General features: G+C 73.3%; 10 protein-coding genes. 4 read left to right on the top strand and 6 right to left on the bottom strand.

Annotation, left to right across the window (positions count from 1 at the left end):
- Nucleotides 1-435 precede the first annotated feature (435 nt).
- The gene (locus AB0E88_RS20245) at nt 436-1,566 is read right to left on the bottom strand and encodes a serine hydrolase domain-containing protein (protein WP_361632155.1); all 1,131 of its coding nucleotides are present in this window, start codon (nt 1,564-1,566) and stop codon (nt 436-438) included.
- Nucleotides 1,567-1,635: 69 nt separating this feature from the next.
- Nucleotides 1,636-3,066 (bottom strand): MFS transporter, encoded by a 1,431-nt coding sequence (locus AB0E88_RS20240; protein WP_361632153.1) that lies wholly within the window; start codon nt 3,064-3,066, stop codon nt 1,636-1,638.
- Between the two features lie 101 nt (nt 3,067-3,167).
- On the opposite strand from AB0E88_RS20240, the gene AB0E88_RS20235 reads away from it, so the two are divergent.
- Nucleotides 3,168-4,058, top strand: a complete 891-nt coding sequence (locus AB0E88_RS20235; RefSeq protein ID WP_361632151.1) for a helix-turn-helix transcriptional regulator — start codon at nt 3,168-3,170, stop codon at nt 4,056-4,058.
- Nucleotides 4,059-4,131: 73 nt separating this feature from the next.
- Here the strand turns inward: AB0E88_RS20235 and AB0E88_RS20230 are convergent, their stop codons facing one another.
- Nucleotides 4,132-5,583 (bottom strand): MFS transporter, encoded by a 1,452-nt coding sequence (locus tag AB0E88_RS20230; RefSeq protein ID WP_361632149.1) that lies wholly within the window; start codon nt 5,581-5,583, stop codon nt 4,132-4,134.
- A gap of 81 nt (nt 5,584-5,664) precedes the next feature.
- On the opposite strand from AB0E88_RS20230, the gene dusB reads away from it, so the two are divergent.
- On the top strand, nt 5,665-6,819 hold the full coding sequence (dusB, locus tag AB0E88_RS20225; protein WP_361632147.1) for a tRNA dihydrouridine synthase DusB: 1,155 nt from the start codon (nt 5,665-5,667) through the stop codon (nt 6,817-6,819).
- A gap of 85 nt (nt 6,820-6,904) precedes the next feature.
- Here the strand turns inward: dusB and AB0E88_RS20220 are convergent, their stop codons facing one another.
- The 3 genes from AB0E88_RS20220 to AB0E88_RS20210 form a co-directional block, all read right to left on the bottom strand.
- A complete protein-coding gene (locus AB0E88_RS20220) occupies nt 6,905-8,590 on the bottom strand; it encodes a CDP-alcohol phosphatidyltransferase (RefSeq protein WP_361632167.1) in 1,686 nt (561 codons plus the stop codon).
- A 402-nt stretch (nt 8,591-8,992) separates the two neighbouring features.
- Nucleotides 8,993-10,930: a glycogen debranching N-terminal domain-containing protein gene (locus tag AB0E88_RS20215; protein ID WP_361632145.1), complete on the bottom strand. Its 1,938-nt coding sequence runs from the start codon at nt 10,928-10,930 to the stop codon at nt 8,993-8,995.
- A complete protein-coding gene (locus tag AB0E88_RS20210) occupies nt 10,927-12,381 on the bottom strand; it encodes a hypothetical protein (protein WP_361632143.1) in 1,455 nt (484 codons plus the stop codon). The genes AB0E88_RS20215 and AB0E88_RS20210 overlap by 4 nt, the downstream gene beginning before the upstream one ends.
- Nucleotides 12,382-12,502: 121 nt before the next feature.
- Here AB0E88_RS20210 and AB0E88_RS20205 point away from each other — a divergent pair, with 121 nt between their 5' ends.
- Both AB0E88_RS20205 and ppdK read left to right on the top strand, forming a co-directional pair.
- Complete coding sequence (locus AB0E88_RS20205) at nt 12,503-13,807, top strand: ROK family protein (RefSeq protein ID WP_361632141.1); 1,305 nt, start codon at nt 12,503-12,505, stop codon at nt 13,805-13,807.
- Nucleotides 13,808-14,364: 557 nt separating this feature from the next.
- Complete coding sequence (gene ppdK / locus AB0E88_RS20200) at nt 14,365-17,058, top strand: pyruvate, phosphate dikinase (RefSeq protein WP_361632139.1); 2,694 nt, start codon at nt 14,365-14,367, stop codon at nt 17,056-17,058.
- Nucleotides 17,059-17,413: the final 355 nt, after the last annotated feature.

The raw sequence follows: 17,413 nt of genomic DNA, 5'->3' as shown, positions 1-17,413 counted from the left end.
GGGGGGCCCGCGCCGCCCCCCGCCCCCCCCCCGCGCGACCCGGGGCTCCTTCGCCCCCACAGTTCTCCGAGCACCGCTCGCCTCGCCCCGCCGCCTGCCAGGCACCGGCCCGAAGATCTGTGCCGGCCGGCCGAGCTGGGCCGGCTGGGCTGGGCCTGCCGGTCTGCGCCGCCCACGCCGGGCCGGCCGGCCTGGGCCGGTCGGTGGCGGACGGGGTCCGTCCCGTGCCGCCGTGTGGACGGGGTCCGTCCCGTGCCCCCGTGCGTGCGGGGTCCTCCGTGCCCCCGTGCGTGCGGGATCCTCCCGCGCCCCCCTGCGTGCGCCGCCCACCTGCTGTCCCGTGCCGGGGCGGCACCTGGCCCGAGTGCCGGGGGCGCGGTTCCCGGCCGACCGGCCAGCCGCAGGCCGGCGGGGTCCTGCCGGCCGGCCGGAGCCCTACGCGCAGGCCACCCAGAACTCCCGCATCAGGGACGTCGAGGTCGGGCCGGTCATGGCTGCCTGGGTCAGCAGGATCGTGACCGTGTCCGTCGCCGGGATCAGGTGGGCCGTCGTGCCGGTGCCGCCGATCCAGCCGTAGCGGCCGGGGACGTTCCACGGGTCGAGCGGGGCCACGTCGACCTGGCCGCCGTAGCCCCAGCCCTGCCCCTCCAGGAAGAGCGTCGCGCTCTCGCGCTGCGCCGCGGTGAGATGGTTGCTGGTCATCCGGCTCACCGAGGCGGGGGACAGCAGGTCACCTCCCTCTGCCAGCAGCATGCGGGCGAAGGCCAGCAAGTCGTCCGCGGTGGAGACCAGCCCGCCGCCGCCCGAGGCGAATCGCGGCAGGCTGCTGAAGTCGCCGTCCGGGGTGTCCACGAGCCTCGGCTCGCCGCCTTCGGAGGGGGCGTAGGCCCAGGTGAAGCGGTCCCGTTTCGCGGCCGGGACCTCGAAGCCGGTGTCCTTCATCCCCAGCGGCTCGAAGATCCGCTCCGCCAGGAACTCCGGCAGCGTACGCCCCGTGACCCGGGCGGCCAGCAGGCCTTGCAGGGCGGACGCCGTGCCGTACAGCCACGCCTCGCCCGGCTGGTGCAGCAGCGGCACCTCGGCGAGCCGGGCCAGCCATTCGTCCGGGGCGGGCCAGCTTCGGAAGGGGCGGCCGTGATCCTGCACTTCGAACAGCGCCTGCGCGGCCGGCAGTGAGAAGTCCGACGGGAGCCCCCAGCCGGGGCGCGAGCTCAGCAGGTCCTCGACGGTGATGGGGCGGTCCGCCGGGACCACGTCGTCGACGGGGCTCGACGGCGTGCGGACCACACGCGGCTTCGCCAGCTCCGGCAGCCACTCGGCGATCGGGTCGTCCAGCGCGACGCGGCCCTCGTCGACGAGCGTCAGCAACGCCGCGGCCATGACCGGCTTGGTGAGCGAGGCGATACGGAAGATCGACTCCCGGATCATCGGGACGCGGCCACCGGCGTCGGCCGAGCCGACGGCGACCACCTCGACGTCACCGCCCCGCGCTACGAGGGCGACCGCCCCGGGGACGGTGCCGTCGTCGACCCGCCGGCGCAGTGTGTCGTACAGCGTGTTCTTCATTCCCCGGCCTCCCGGTGCGGACGCGTCGTGACGGGCCTTACGACCGGCGACGGCACCGGAACTCATCGCTCAGCCCACCGTCCGCGGCAGCCGCAGGCTCAGCAGCCCCGTCAGGGCCACCCCGGCCAGCTGGACCAGCAGTACGGTGACCAGGGCGTCCCGCATGCCGGTCCCGGGGGTCAGCGACAGGAAGAGGGTGCCCAGCGTGGCCACGCCGAGGGCGAGGGCCGCCTGCTGGGTCGTCGTCATCACCCCGCTGCCGACGCCGGCCCGCGCGGGCGGCACCTCGGAGAGGATCACCCGGTAGATCACGGGCAGTTGCAGCGCCTGGCCGACGCCGGCGACGGCCCCGCCCGGCAGCAGTTCCACGACGCCCAGGTGCGGCCACGACCACCAGGCCGCCAGGGCGATCAGCGCCAGGCCGGTGCCCTGCAGCACCGCGCCCGCCGTGACGACCCGGGTGCCGAACCGGGCCACCAGGCGCGGACCGGCCAGGGAGGTGAAGAAGAACGTCACGGCCAGCGGGGCCAGCGCCAGTCCGGCCGGCACCGGACCGAGGCCCGCCCCCTGCTGGAGGGCGACGGCGACGACGAACATGAATCCGCTGAACCCGACCGAGAACGGCAGGATCAGCACCAGCCCCCGGCGCAGTGACGCCAGCGCGAACAGGCTCGGCGGCACCAGCGGGGTGCGGCCGGCCCGGTCCGCCCGGCGTTCCACGGCGAAGAAGGCGGCCGCCGCGACCGGGAACGCCGCCAGCGACAGCCACGTCCACAGCGGCCAGCCCGCCGCCCGCCCCTCGGTGAGCGGCGCGAGCAGCGTCAGCAGCGCGACGGCCAGCAGTACCGTGCCCGGGCCGTCCACCGGCTCCGGGCGCTGCGAACGGGTCTCGGGCACCGTCCGCGCGGCCAGCAGCAGGCCCACGACCACCACGGGCACGTTGACGAGGAACACCGAGCGCCAGCCGGTGCCCCACAGGTCGGCGGCGACCAGCAGGCCGCCGAGGATCTGGCCCGCGACCATGGACAGGCCGGCGGTCGCGCCGTACAGGCCCATCGCGCGGGCGCGGCGCGCCCCGGACGTGGCCGCCTGGATGGTGGCCAGCACCTGCGGCAGCATCGCCGCGGACGCGGCGCCCTGCGCGACCCGGGCGGCGACCAGGGTCCAGGCGTCCGGGGCGAGCCCGCACGCGAGCGACGTCAGCCCGAAGGCGGCCATCCCGGCGAGGAAGAGACGCCGCCGGCCGAACAGGTCGCCCAGCCGGCCGCCGAGGACGAGCAGCACGGCGTACGCGACGCCGTACCCGGCGACGACCAGCTCCAGCACGGACTCGCCGGCGTGCAGGTCCCGGCCGATGGTGGGCAGGGCGACGTTGACGATGAAGAAGTCGATCAGCGGCAGTGCCGCCGCGAGCAGCACCGCGAACAGTCCGGGTCCGCTCAGCGCGGGCGGCGTGGTAGGGCCGGATCGGACAGGGCGTGGAGTGAGGGTCTCGGTCACGCCACCGAGCCTGCGCCCGGCCCGAGACGGGTACCAGAGTGTCTTTATCCTGGTACCAGCACCACCTGGAAACGGGCCCCGTGAGGCGGCACCCTGGGAGCATGACCATGCTGGCCCAGGAGACGCAGCCCGCCGCCGCCCCGCGCGGCACCGAGATCCGCCGCCACGAACTGGCCGCGTTCCTGCGCAGCCGCCGCGAGCGCCTCGCCCCCGAGCAGGTCGGCCTGCCCCGCGGCCGCCGGCGCCGCACCCCCGGCCTGCGCCGTGAGGAGGTCGCCCAGCTCTCCGCGGTCGGCGTCACCTGGTACACGTGGCTGGAGCAGGCCCGCGACATCCAGGTCTCCGTGCAGGTGCTGGACTCCCTGGCCCGCACCCTCCGGCTCGACGGCACCGAACGCGCCCACCTCTTCCAGCTCGCCGGAGCCGTCGACCCGAGCCCGGCACAGAGCTGTCCCTCGGTCACGCCCGCGGTGCGGGCCCTGCTGGAGCAGCTGGAGCCGGTCCCGGCGGCCGTCCAGAACGACCGGTACGACATCGTCGCCTACAACCGCACCTACGGCCTGCTGCTGTGCGACCTGGACGCGGTACCGCCCGAGGACCGCAACTGCCTGATTCTGTCGTACACCCACCCCGACTGGCAGTCCTCGATCGTGCACCTTCAGGAGGCGCAGCGGCTGATGGCCGCCCGCTTCCGTGCCGCGATGGCCGGCCACCTGGGCGAACCCGCCTGGAAGATGCTGCTGAAGCGGCTGCGCGAGCAGTCCCCGGATTTCCGCGAGGCCTGGGACCGCCACGAGGTCGTGGCCCACCGCACCAAGCGCAAGGAGTTCCTCAACAAGTACGTGGGTCACCTGGTGCTGGACCACACCGACCTGTGGCTCGGCCCCGAGGTCGGCGCCCGCATGGTCACCTACGTCCCCGCGGACGACGAGACGCGGGCGCGTCTGGAGACGTTGCACGAACACGCCCTGACGGGGCGGCGCGCGGCGTGACGCGGTGCGGCTCCGCGGCGTGGGCGCGACCTGCCGGCACCACCGCGGCTAGGACCTGCCGGCACCACCGCGGCTAGGCCCGCTCCGAAGCCCCCACGACCTGCCGCACCTCGTCCGACTCCAGCCTCTCGGCCGTACGCGACGCCGTCCCCCGCGCCCAGCGCCCACTGCTCAGGATGCCGAGCACCAGCACGGCGGCCCCGCAGCCGACGAGAACCCACCATCCGGGGCGCGCCGCCGAGACGAACACGTCCCGGTACGACGAGGCACCCACACCGGAGGCGAGGAGCGCTCCGACCACCGCGACCCCGAGCGTCTGCCCGAGCTGGCGGCTCGTGGAGGCGACCGCCGCGGCCACCCCGGCCTGCGCCCGTGGCATGCCCGACACGGCCGTGTTGGTGATCGGCGCGTTCACGAAGCCGAAGCCGATGCCGAACAGCACGTACCCCAGGAAGAGCGTCACATCGGCCGTCTCGGCCTCGAACGCGGCGAACAGCACCGCGCTCGCGGTCATCGCGACGCCCGCGATCAGCAGCGGCAGCCGCGGACCGCGCGAGCCGACCAGCCGCCCGGACAGCGGGGCGCACAGGAAGGTCGGCACGGCCATCGGCAGCATCCACAGGCCGGCGTGCAGGGCGCTCAGGCCGCGCACGTTCTGCAGGTACAGCGTGGACAGGAACAGGAAGCCGCCCAGCGCCGCGAACGCGCTGATCGCTATCACGGTGGCCCCGCTGAACGGCGCCGAGCCGAAGAAGCGCAGGTCGATGAGGGGCTCGTCGCGCCGGGGCTCGTACCACAGCAGGCCGAGCAGGGCGGCCCCGGCGAGAGCCGCGAAGGGGAGCACGGAGGCGAGGCCGGCGGCGGGGGCCTCGATGATGGCGTAGGTCAGGGCGCCGAACAGGGTGATGACCAGCACCTGGCCCACCGGGTCGGGGCGGCGCGCCTTCGGGGCGCGGGACTCGGGGACGTAGCGCAGGGTGAGCAGCAGGGCGGCGAGGCCGACCGGCAGGTTGAGCCAGAAGATGGACCGCCAGCCGACCGCCTCGACCAGCACACCGGCGACCATCGGGCCCGCGGCCATGGAGATGCCGACGACCGCGCCCCACACGCCGATGGCCCGGGCCCGCTCGCGCGGGTCGGTGAAGGTGTTGGTGATGATCGACATCGCGACCGGGTTGAGCATCGACCCGCCGACCGCCTGCACCATGCGGAACGCCACCAGCGCGTCGAGGTTCGGCGCGAGGGAGCACAGCACCGATCCGGCCGTGAAGACCACCAGGCCGGCCATGAAGACCCGCTTGCGGCCGACGCGGTCGGCGGTGGAACCGGCCAGCATCAGCAGGGAGGCCAGGACCAGGGTGTAGGCGTCGATGGTCCACTGCAGCCCCGAGGTCGACGCGTGCAGATCGCGCTGCATGGCGGGCAGGGCGACGTTGAGGGCCGTGACGTCGAGGCTCACGATCAGCAGGCTCATGCAGCAGATCGCGAGCACGAGCATCCTGCGGCGATGGCTCAGCTCGGGCATGTGACCAGGATACTCCTTATCGCTAGTGTGCCTAACTAATTACTTTGGGTCGTCGTGACGGGCGTACGCGACAATGGGGCCATGCCCACGCCCACCACTGACGTGAACTCCACGCTCCAGATCGGTCCGCACCCCGTCGCACCGCCGGTGGTGCTCGCTCCCATGGCGGGTATCACGAACGCGCCCTTCCGCACCCTGTGCAGGGAGTTCAGTGGCGGCAAGGGCCTGTTCGTCAGCGAGATGATCACCACCCGGGCGCTGGTCGAGCGCAACGACAAGACCATGCAGCTGATCCGCTTCGACGAGAGCGAGCGCCCCCGCTCGATCCAGCTGTACGGCGTCGACCCGGTCACCGTCGGCAAGGCCGTCCGCATGATCGTCGAGGAGGACCTCGCCGACCACATCGACCTGAACTTCGGCTGCCCGGTCCCGAAGGTCACCCGCAAGGGCGGCGGCTCGGCGCTGCCGTACAAGCGGAACCTGCTGCGGGCCATCCTGCGCGAGGCCGTCAGCGGTGCGGGCGACCTGCCGGTGACGATGAAGATGCGCAAGGGCATCGACGACGACCACCTCACCTATCTCGACGCCGGCCGTATCGCCGTCGAGGAGGGCGTCACCGCCATCGCGCTGCACGGCCGCACCACCGCCCAGCACTACGGCGGCACCGCCGACTGGGACGCCATCGCCCGGCTCAAGGAACACGTGCCGGAGATCCCCGTCCTCGGCAACGGCGACATCTGGTGCGCCGAGGACGCGCTGCGCATGGTCCGCGAGACCGGCTGCGACGGCGTGGTCGTCGGCCGCGGCTGCCTGGGCCGGCCGTGGCTCTTCGCCGACCTGGTCGCCGCGTTCGAGGGCCGGCCCCAGGACTTCGTCCGGCCGGCCCTGCGCGAGGTCGCCGACGTGATGGTCCGGCACGCCGCCCTGCTCGGCGAGTGGCTCGGTGACGAGTCGAAGGGTGTGATCGACTTCCGCAAGCACGTCGCCTGGTACCTCAAGGGCTTCGCGGTCGGCTCCGAGATGCGCAAGCGCCTCGCGATCACCTCCACCCTCGAGGACCTGCGCTCCGGCCTGGACGAGCTGGACCTCGACCAGCCCTGGCCGGCCGGCGCCGACGGCCCGCGCGGCCGCACCTCCGGCAACAACCGCGTGGTGCTGCCCGACGGCTGGCTGAAGGACCCCTACGACTGCGCGGGCGTCACCGAGGACGCGGAGCAGGACACCTCCGGCGGCTGACCGGCCGGCTCCCGCGAGGGATGGGGACCGGCCGGCTCTCCCGAGGGATGGCCGACCGGCCGGCTCCCCGAGGAACGGGGGCCGGTCAGCTCCCCGAGGGGTGGGGCACGGACCCGTACGCCGTCAGGAAGCGGTCGCGGAAGGCGCTCATCTTCCACACCGGCGCGGTGTGCGCGGGCCGCAGCCCGTCGGTCCAGCCCCACCCGGAGACCTTCTCCAGCACCTTCGGGTCCTTGGCGACGATCGACACCGGGACGTCCCGGCTGGCGTGGTTGCCGCTGACCCGGGCGATCGGCTGGTGGTCGCCGAGGAAGACCAGCACGGTGTCGTCGGTGCCGTAGCGCTCCAGCCACTGGGTGAGCGCGGTCACCGAGTACTGGATCGACTTGCCGTACTCCTCGCGGGAGGCCGTGGAGTCGGCGATGACGTCCGCGGACTTCCTGCCCGCCTTCTCGATCGCGTCGTAGACCTTGCCGTCGCCCAGCTGGTCCCAGCCCACCATGCGAGGGATCGGCGCCCAGGGCTGGTGGCTGGAGGTCAGGATGATCTCCGACATCAGCGGCTTGCCGCGCTCACGGCCGTGCTCGCGCTGCTGGAACTGCTGCAGCGCGAACTGGTCGGGCATGGTCGACCAGCTGAACTTCGGGCCGTGATAGCCCAGTTGGAAGGCGTTGTAGACCTTGTCCAGGCCGTAGTACTTCTGCTCCGGCCAGGCCTTCTGCACGCCCGGCATCACCCCGACGGTGTCCCACGCGCCGGTCTTGGCGAACGCCTGCGTCAGGCTCAGGTGGTCGCTGGCCATGACCGTGCGGTAGCGCTGCTGGTTGCTGATCCACAGGCCGGACATGAAGGTGGAGTGGCCGAGCCAGCTGCCGCCGCCGTAGGTCGCCGACGTCAGCCAGCCGCTCTTCGCGTGGAAGCCCGCCCTGGCGAGCGCCTGGGTGCTCGCGGTGAGGGTGCGGTCCACGCCCGGCGCCATGACCGGGTCCTCGACCGCGCTGCGGCCGTAGCTCTCGATGAACGTGAAGATGACGTCCTTGCCGCGCAGATCCGGCACCAGCTGGGCCGGCGGAGTGTTCCCGAAGGCGTCGGCCCGGGCCTCCTTGCCGAAGGCCGCCTCGTCGCGCACGGTGTCCCGCACGGTACGGGCCTGGGCCTCGGCGACGGTCGCCGCGTGCCGGGTGGCCAGGGGAGCACCGGCGATCTGCACCCCGAACGCGGCGCACGTGATCCACACGGTCCCGGCGACCAGCGCCCCCTGGGCCGCGCGCCCCCGGTGCCGGGCGAGCACGGAACCGAGGCGGACGGCGGACAGCGCGACCAGGACGACCAGCAGGACGACCAGGGCGATCGCACCCACGGTGAGGCCGAGCGCCGCCGTGGAGCCGAGGGAGTCCGCCACATACGAGCGGGCGTCGTCGAACAGCCCCCAGTCCAGGATCATGTTGAACGGCCGGCCCAGGTATTCGGTGAAGCCGATGTCCAGCATGTCCAGCACGGCCAGCCACCCCACCAGCGCCCCGGCGAACGCCGCCGCGACGATCCGCGCCCGCCGGGGCAGATACAGCAGGACGACCGCCCCGATGATCGCCTCGGCCGGCAACCGCACGAACGCGGAGGGCCGCAAGCCCGCCTGGGTGTTCGGCATCTCCAGAGCGACCTGGACGAGAAGAGCGGCGAGCACGGTGACGGTGAGCGACACCCACCGGGCGGCGGAGGGATGCCGGGCGCGCCACCGGGCCAGGCGGGCGCGCGGATGCGGGGCGCGCAGGAAGCGGCGGGCGCCGGAGGGCCTGGCGGCCGAGGGCGCCGCGGCGCCCTCCTCCCGCTCGCGCGTACTGGTGTCCTGAGACAACCCGGGATCCTTCCAACGGCAGGCCGACGACACCCTCCCGTACGGCGGCCCCGGGCGCCCTGTTCACGCGGGCCGGGCAAACACCGGGCAAACGGTTCCGGCACGCGCCGGGCGGCACAACCAGCCCGAGAGGCGGTGCCGTACGCGCCGACCGGGGCGGCGATCCGCACCGCCCCGCGCGGTTCCCCGCCGTGGTGATCCGCACCGCCCCGCGGGGAACCGCGCGACCGGCCCCCACCACCCGCACCCGCGGACAAAGAACCCCTGTGGCACGCACCCCGCGGACAACAGAACCCCCCACGGCGCGCTCGCGGCCCCTTAAACACCCCCCACAGCCGAGAGCAGAGCGAGCGGTGCCGCCGCGGACCGAGCCTCCCGCACACAGGCATGCGGATACGGCACCGGCTCCGCATGGGTGTCCCGCCCGTACCCGGCGAGGACCTCCGGCAGCCGGTGGCCGCCGGCCGTCGCCGCGTCGACCAGCCCCCGGGCGACGGCCCGCGCCTCGTCGTGCAGCCCGTACCGGGCCAGCCCGAGGGCGATGACCGCGTTGTCGTGCGGCCACACCGAACCGCGGTGGTACGACAGCGGGTGGTACGCCGGCTGTCCCGCCGCCAGCGTGCGCACGCCCCAGCCCGAGAAGAAGTCCGCCTCCAGCAGACGCCGGCCGACCTGCTCGCCGTACTCCTTGTCCAGCAGCCCCGACCACAGCAGATGCCCGGCGTCCGAGGCGAGCGCGTCGACCCGGCGGCCCACCCCGTCCAGGGCCAGCGCCGGGAAGTCGTGCTCCGGCATCCAGAAGTCCCGCTGGAAACGGTCGCGCAGATCCGCGGCGGTCTGTTCCAGCAGTGCCGCGTACGCCTCGTCCCGCCACACCGTGCGCGCCAGCCACGCCGTGCGGCGCAGCGCGTCGTAGGCGTAGCCCTGGGCGCCCGCCGCCGTCACCGGGCCGACGGGCCGGGTGCCGTCGGCGGAGCAGATCGCGCCGGGCGAGTCCTTCCAGTTCTGGTTGGCCAGACCCCCGCGGTCGGCGCGGTAGACCAGGTAGCCGCGGGAGGTGAGGCCGCCGTGGTCGAGCATCCAGGTCACGGCGGCGCGGGCGTGCGGCTGGAGCCGGCGGCCCGCTTCGGTGTCGCCGGTCTGCTCGACGTACGCGCCGAGCAGGACCAGGAAGAGCGGGGTCGCGTCGACCGAGCCGTAGTAGCGGGCGTACGGCACCTGACCGAAGTGGGCCAGCTCCCCGTGGCGCACCTCGTGCACGATCTTGCCCGGCTGGGCGACCGGCGCCGTCCCTTCCTCGCCCGCCTGGGTCGCGGCGAGCGCGAGGAGCGTGTCGGCGGCCGGCCGGGGCCGGTAGGGGAGGGCGAACAGCGAGGTGAGCAGGGCGTCCCGGCCGAGCAGCGTCAGGTACCAGGGCGCGCCCGCCGCGGGCACCCGCAGCTCCTCACCGTCCGGTCCGCGCGCCGGCACCTGGAGCGCGACCAGGTCGGCGAGGCCGCGCGCGCAGGCCGCCGCCAGCTCCGGCCAGCCGGTCGGGAAGGCGACGCCTTCGAGGAACCTCTCCTCGTCCGCCCGCAGCCGCTCGGTGACCGACCGCGGGGAGCGCGGCACGCGCAGCGCCCGCTTCTCGCCGTGCGGCCGGGCCATCACCCGCAGGGTCAGTTCGGCCGTGCCGTGCGCCGGCAGGTCCAGCGTCCACACCATCCGCCGCGCGCCCGTGCCGGTCTCCTCGACGGCGTCCGGCGCCGGGTCGGCCGTGACCGTCGTACACGAGCGCCACTGTCCGCGCCGGTAGGTGAACTCCAGCCCGTCGTCGAGCACTTGCCGGGAGCGTACGACGCCGAGCTTGGCGTAGGTGCGGTGGTCGGAGCGCAGCTCGAACTGGTCGGCGAAGTCGGCGTCGACGGTCAGCGCCAGCCGGACCGTGACCGGCACCGGCCGGTTGCCGACCACCCGCAGCGCCTCCACGAACGAGCCGTCCCCGACGGCCTGCTCCCGGAACAGCGTGTACGCGGGCGGCTCGTCGCGGCCGCCGCGCGGCACCAGCACACAGCGCGCGGTGTCCCCGCCCGCGACCGGCGTCAGCGCCTCGGGCACCGCGCCGTCGACGGTCAGCTGCCAGCGGCTCAGATGCCGCCCGTCCCGGACGAACAGCCCGTCGGGCACGTGCCCGCCGCGCACCCCGGTGATGTCGCCGCCGTCGCCCACGGCGGCGAACGTCCCCCCGTACACGAGCAGATGATGCCGGTCGGTCATCCCCCGTCCCCTCCCCTTGAGTCCCTGTCGCTGCTCTTTCCGAACGTCTCGCCGGCCCCGAGGGACACGCCCGCGCCCGTGGAGCGCCCTCGCGCGCCGTGCAACAGGTCGAGCGTGAGCGCCGCCGTCCAGCCGAAGTCCGGCGTCCCGCACGGCTCACCGGTGTACGGGTCGACGTACTCGGCGAAACCGGACGCGGCGGCGGTGGCCACCAGTGCCCGCGCGAGCGCGTCGGCCCGCTCCCGCTCGCCGTGCGTCCTCAGTCCGCGCTCGATCAGCCAGCCGGTGTTGAACCAGGCCGGGCCCCGCCAGTAGCGGTGCGGGTCGAAGGACTCGCCGAGCAGGTCGTAGCTGGGCACCAGACGGGTGGCGGTACCGAGGCCGAAGTGCGGGCCGGTGAGCGTCGCGACCAGCGCCGCGGCCTGCTCGCGGGGCAGCGCCGGCAGCAGCAGCGGGATCAGCCCGGACACCCCGCGCTCGCCGATCAGCCCGCCGCCGACGACGTCCCGGCAGAAGAACTGGGACCGCGCCGGGTCCCACAGCCGCTCCACGAGCACCCCGGTCAGCCGCTCGGCGCGCGCCCGGCGGGCCGAGCCGGGCGCGCCCAGCTCGTGCGCGATCCGCGCGAGGGCGTGCTCGGAGGCGATGAGCAGGGCGTTGAAGGCGGGGTCCTCGACGGCGAAGTCACCCTTGTCGTCGGCGTATCCGCGGTCCCGGTAGTCGGCGGCGAGGCGCACGTACCGCCCGTAGTCCAGGTCGGTCGGCCGGTCCTGCGCCGCCGAGTGCTCGAGGTCGGCGCGGCAGAAGGAGCGGGCCGGGGCAGGGGCGACGCGGGCGAGCGGGGCGTCCCAGCAGGGGCTGTTGTCCATGCCCTGCTCCCAGGGGTGCACCACGGACACCAGCCCGCCGCCGCCCAGGTCCCGCCGGTGCAGCAGATACCGGTGCCAGGCGGCCAGCCGGGGATACAGCCCGGCGAGGAAGCCGCGCGCCCGGGACAGCTCCGGGTCGGCCCGGTGCACCAGCCAGGCGGCCAGCGCGTGCACCGGTGGCTGCACGATGCCCGACGTCTGTACGGTGCGCGGGGCGCCGGCTGCGCGGCCGGCGCCGGCGGAGCGCCAGAAGTCGGGGCTGGGGAAGTACGCGTCGAAGGGGACGGCGGGATTGAAGACGATGTGCGGCACCCGCCCGTCGCCCCACTGCGCCGCCAGCAGCGTCTCCAGCTCCCTCTGCGCCCGTAACGGCGAGAGGTGCCTGAGCCCGATCGCGATGAACGCGGAGTCCCACGACCACTGGTGCGGATACAGGGTGCGGGAGGGCACGGTGGAGGTGCCGGTCCAGTTGGCGTGCAGGACGGCCGCGGCCCTGCCGTGCAGCCCGGCGGGCGCGGGTGGGGGATCGTGGGCGGTGTCCCGCTCGGTGCGGCGGGTGGTGAGCTGAGCCGTGCGATCCACTCGGGACTCCCCGAAAGACGTGCGGCCGAGCGCGCCGGCCGGGACCACTTAGGGTTACGTCTATTTAACACGCAGAACCCACTGTGTAATGCAGGATGGGGAAACGCAAGGGGGTGTGGGCATGACGGGACGGGCCACGGAAGCCGGGCGGGCCGGGCGGAGCGGGCAGCCGGACGCCGGCCGGACCGGGCGTGCCGGTGAGGCCGTGCGGCCCGGCAGGGCCGGACGCGGCACGGTGCACACGGGCGCCGGGGACCTGCTCGAGCTGGTGCGCAGCGGGCGCGCCACGACGCGCGGGGCGCTGCAGCAGGCGACCGGGCTGTCCCGCGCGACCGTCGGCCAGCGCCTGGACCGGCTGTTCCGCGCGGGCTGGCTGCGCGAGGGCGCAGGCGGACCCGTCGACTCCCCGCTGGGCGGCCGCCCCTCCATCACCCTCGAGTTCGACGGTGAGCACGCGCTGGTCCTCGCGGCCGACCTCGACACCCGGCACGCCCGGGCGGCGCTGCTGACCCTGACCGGTGAGATCCTCGCCGAACGCACCGGAGCCCTGGCCGTCGACGACGGTCCCGAGGCCGTCCTCGGCGAGCTGGGCCGCTGGTTCGCCGAGCTGCCGGCGCAGGCCGGTCGCCCGGCCGCTCAGGTGTGCGGCATCGGGCTGGCCGTGCCAGGCCCGGTGGACAGCGAGTCGGGCCGGGTGGTGCAGCCGCCGATCATGCCGGGCTGGGACGGCTACGACATAACGGGCCGCCTCGCCCGAGCCTTCACCGACCACACCGGCCTGCCGCCGGTCCCGGTCCTGGTCGACAACGACGCGAACCTGATGGCGTACGGCGAACAGCGCGCGTCCTATCCCGGCTGCGCGGCGTTCGCGCTGGTCAAGGTGTCCACGGGCATCGGTGCGGGCGTGGTGGTGGACGGCTGCGTGTACCGGGGTGTCGACGGCGGAGCCGGGGACATCGGGCACATCCGGGTGCCGGACGGCGAGCGGGCGCTGTGCCGCTGCGGTTCCTACGGCTGCCTCGCTGCCGTCGCGAGCGGCGGTGCCGTGGCGCGGCGGCTGGCGGAGGCGGGGGTGCCGGCGGCGTCCGGCTCGGACGTGCGGGAACTGCTGGCGGCCGGGCATCCGGAGGCGGTGGGACTGGCGCGGGAGGCGGGGCGCCGGGTCGGCGAGGTATTGGCGACGGTGGTGACGCTGCTCAACCCCGGCGTGCTGATGATCGCGGGTGACCTGGCGGGCACCGCGTTCGTCACCGGCGTACGGGAGCTGCTGTACCAGCGGGCGCTGCCGCGTTCCACCGCTCATCTGGAAGTGGTGACCTCGCGGCTGGGGGAGCGGGCGGCGCTGGTGGGCGCGGGCGCGCTGGTGGTGGAGCACCTGTACGCGCCGGAGCGGGCGGAGGAGCGGTTGCGGGCGCTGGGGGTGTGACGCGGGGCCGGGGGCGCGGGTGCCGCCGGGCGTGTGACGCGGGTCGTGGAGCGGCTGCGCGCGCCCGGCGTGTGAAGGTTGCGCGCGCCCGGCGTGTGACGGCTCGGCCGTTCCTGGATACCCGTCCGCATGGTGAAATCTCGGCCCCTGTGGGAGCGTGATTCTCGCCACCCCTGATAAGGGTTGCGCTCAGATGAGCGGATCTTGGGCGATTGCACTTCTGAAAGGGGTGGCACTGAGTGCCACAGCTTGATCGTTCATCGGGCGAACTCAGACGTGCTGAAAGCCGCTCATGTGAGCGGCAGTGGCAGTCTACGGGTGTTGATGCGTTCAAGAAGTGAAAACAAAAAGCCTCGGTTGCTTGCCAAGCCTTGACTTTCGATCCGCTGGCGGACGACTGGTTACAGGCGCATGACGTGCAAGTGGACGTACCCAGGTGCCTTCGATCTGGGTATGTTCCTCGACGTCAGGGCAGCCACCGCGTCCTCGAGGAGTCGAGACCCGTGTCGGAAAACAAAGATCAGCAGCGACCCGCGTCGGGCAACAGTGTTGAGGGCGTGAAGTTCGTTTACGACTTCACCGAGGGCAACAAGGACCTCAAGGACCTCCTCGGCGGCAAAGGCGCCAACCTCGCCGAGATGACCAACCTGGGCCTTCCGGTCCCGCCCGGCTTCACCATCACCACGGAGGCCTGCAAGGTCTACCTGGACAGCGGTGAGGAGCCGGCGGCACTGCGTGACGAGGTGAGCGCACACCTCGACGCACTGGAGAGCCGGATGGGCAAGAAGCTCGGCCAGGCCGACAACCCGCTCCTGGTCTCCGTACGCTCCGGCGCGAAGTTCTCCATGCCGGGCATGATGGACACCGTCCTCAACATCGGCCTCTCCGACAAGTCCGTGAAGGGCCTCGCCGACCAGGCCGGCGACGAGCGCTTCGCGTGGGACTCCTACCGGCGCCTCATCCAGATGTTCGGCAAGACCGTCCTCGGCGTCGACGGCGAGCTCTTCGAGGACGCGCTGGAGAAGGCCAAGGAGGCCAAGAAGGTCGCGGTCGACACCGAGCTGGAGGCCGCCGAGCTGAAGAAGCTGGTCACCACCTTCAAGAAGATCGTGAAGAAGGAGACCGGCCGGGACTTCCCGCAGGACCCGCGCGAGCAGATGGACCTCGCCATCCGCGCCGTCTTCGACTCCTGGAACACCGACCGCGCCAAGCTCTACCGCCGCCAGGAGCGCATCCCCGGCGACCTCGGCACCGCCGTCAACGTCTGCTCGATGGTCTTCGGCAACCTCGGCCCCGACTCCGGCACCGGCGTCGCCTTCACCCGCGACCCCGCCTCCGGCCACCAGGGCGTCTACGGCGACTACCTCCAGAACGCGCAGGGCGAGGACGTCGTCGCCGGCATCCGCAACACGGTGCCGCTCGCGGACCTGGAGAAGCTCGACAAGAAGTCGTACGACGAGCTGATGCAGATCATGGAGACCCTCGAGAACCACTACAAGGATCTCTGCGACATCGAGTTCACCATCGAGCGCGGCAAGCTGTGGATGCTGCAGACCCGCGTCGGCAAGCGCACCGCGGCCGCGGCCTTCCGCATCGCCACCCAGCTCGTCGACCAGGGCCTGATCGACGAGGCGGAGGCCCTCCAGCGCGTCAACGGCGCCCAGCTCGCCCAGCTGATGTTCCCGCGCTTCGACGAGAAGGCGAAGGTCGCCCAGGTCGCCCGCGGCATCGCGGCCTCCCCCGGCGCCGCGGTCGGCAAGGCCGTCTTCGACTCCTACACCGCCGTGAAGTGGTCCCGCTCCGGCGAGAAGGTCATCCTGGTCCGCCGCGAGACCAACCCCGACGACCTCGACGGCATGATCGCCGCCGAGGGCATCCTGACCTCGCGCGGCGGCAAGACCTCCCACGCGGCCGTCGTCGCGCGCGGCATGGGCAAGACCTGTGTCTGCGGCGCGGAGGAGCTGGAGGTCGACACCAAGCGCCGCCGGATGGTCGTGCCGGGCGGCCAGGTCGTCGAGGAAGGCGACGTCATCTCCATCGACGGCTCCAGCGGCAAGGTGTACCTCGGTGAGGTCCCGGTCGTCCCGTCGCCCGTGGTCGAGTACTTCGAGGGCCGCATGCACGCCGGCGCCGACGACGCCGACGAGCTGGTCGAGGCCGTCCACCGCATCATGGCCTTCGCCGACCGCAAGCGCCGCCTGCGGGTGCGCGCCAACGCGGACAACGCCGAGGACGCGCTGCGCGCCCGCCGCTTCGGCGCCCAGGGCATCGGCCTGTGCCGCACGGAACACATGTTCCTCGGCGACCGCCGCGAGCTGGTCGAGCGTCTGATCCTGGCGGACACGGAGGAGGAGCGCGAGGCGTCCCTCAAGGCCCTCCTGCCCCTGCAGAAGAAGGACTTCGTCGAACTCTTCGAGGCGATGGACGGCCTCCCGGTCACGGTCCGCCTCCTCGACCCGCCGCTGCACGAGTTCCTGCCCGACATCACGGAGCTGTCGGTCCGCGTGGCCCTGGCGGAGTCCCGTCAGGAGCCGCACGAGAACGACCTGCGCCTGCTCCAGGCCGTGCACCGCCTGCACGAGCAGAACCCGATGCTGGGCCTGCGCGGCGTACGCCTCGGTCTGGTCATCCCGGGCCTGTTCACGATGCAGGTCCGCGCGATCGCCGAGGCGGCCGCGGAGCGCAAGAACGCCAAGGGCGACCCGCGCGCCGAGATCATGATCCCGCTCGTCGGCACGGTCCAGGAGCTGGAGATCGTCCGCGAGGAGGCCGACCGGGTCATCGCGGAGGTCCAGGCCGCGACGGGCACGGAGCTGCACCTGGCCATCGGCACGATGATCGAGCTGCCGCGCGCCGCGCTCACCGCGGGCCAGATCGCGGAAGCCGCCGAGTTCTTCTCCTTCGGCACGAACGACCTGACCCAGACGGTGTGGGGCTTCAGCCGCGACGACGTCGAGGCGTCGTTCTTCACGGCGTACCTGGAGAAGGGCATCTTCGGCGTCAGCCCGTTCGAGACGATCGACAAGGACGGCGTCGGCTCCCTGGTGAAACTGGCGGCCGAGGCGGGCCGTCGGACCCGCCCCGACCTGAAGCTCGGCGTCTGCGGTGAGCACGGCGGTGACCCGGAGTCGGTCCACTTCTTCCACGAGGTCGGACTCGACTACGTCTCCTGCTCCCCGTTCCGCATCCCGGTGGCCCGCCTGGAGGCCGGCCGCGCGGCGACCCAGTCGGAGGGCAGCGACCACCGCTGATGCCTCCGGGGCGCGTGGACCATGCGGGGCCCACGCGCCCCGGCCTGCAAGGCCGGCCGAGGCCCGGGCCCCGGCCCACGAAGGCCGGGCACACCCGGGCCCCGGCCCACGACGGCCGGGCAAGCCCCGGAGCCGCCGCTTGTCACCCGACCCTCACCGATCGGCGACGGCTCCGGACCACGGAGAGAGGGCGGCACCCTTGTGCGGGGGTGCCGCCCTTTCCCATGCCTGGGACGAGGCAGTATCGGCGAGCGGCCGTACCGCGCTGGGAGTGGCCGCGACCGGTGCTCACCAAGCTGATCGTGCTTCCCACGGTCCTCTTCGCCCCCACGTGCTCACGGTCCGCGGAGGCGCC

The sequence above is a fragment of the Streptomyces sp. NPDC028635 genome (genome assembly GCF_040637635.1).
GTDB lineage: Bacteria > Actinomycetota > Actinomycetes > Streptomycetales > Streptomycetaceae > Streptomyces.
Note: the sequence above shows the minus strand (reverse complement) of the source record. Positions and strands in the feature narration are given on the sequence as shown.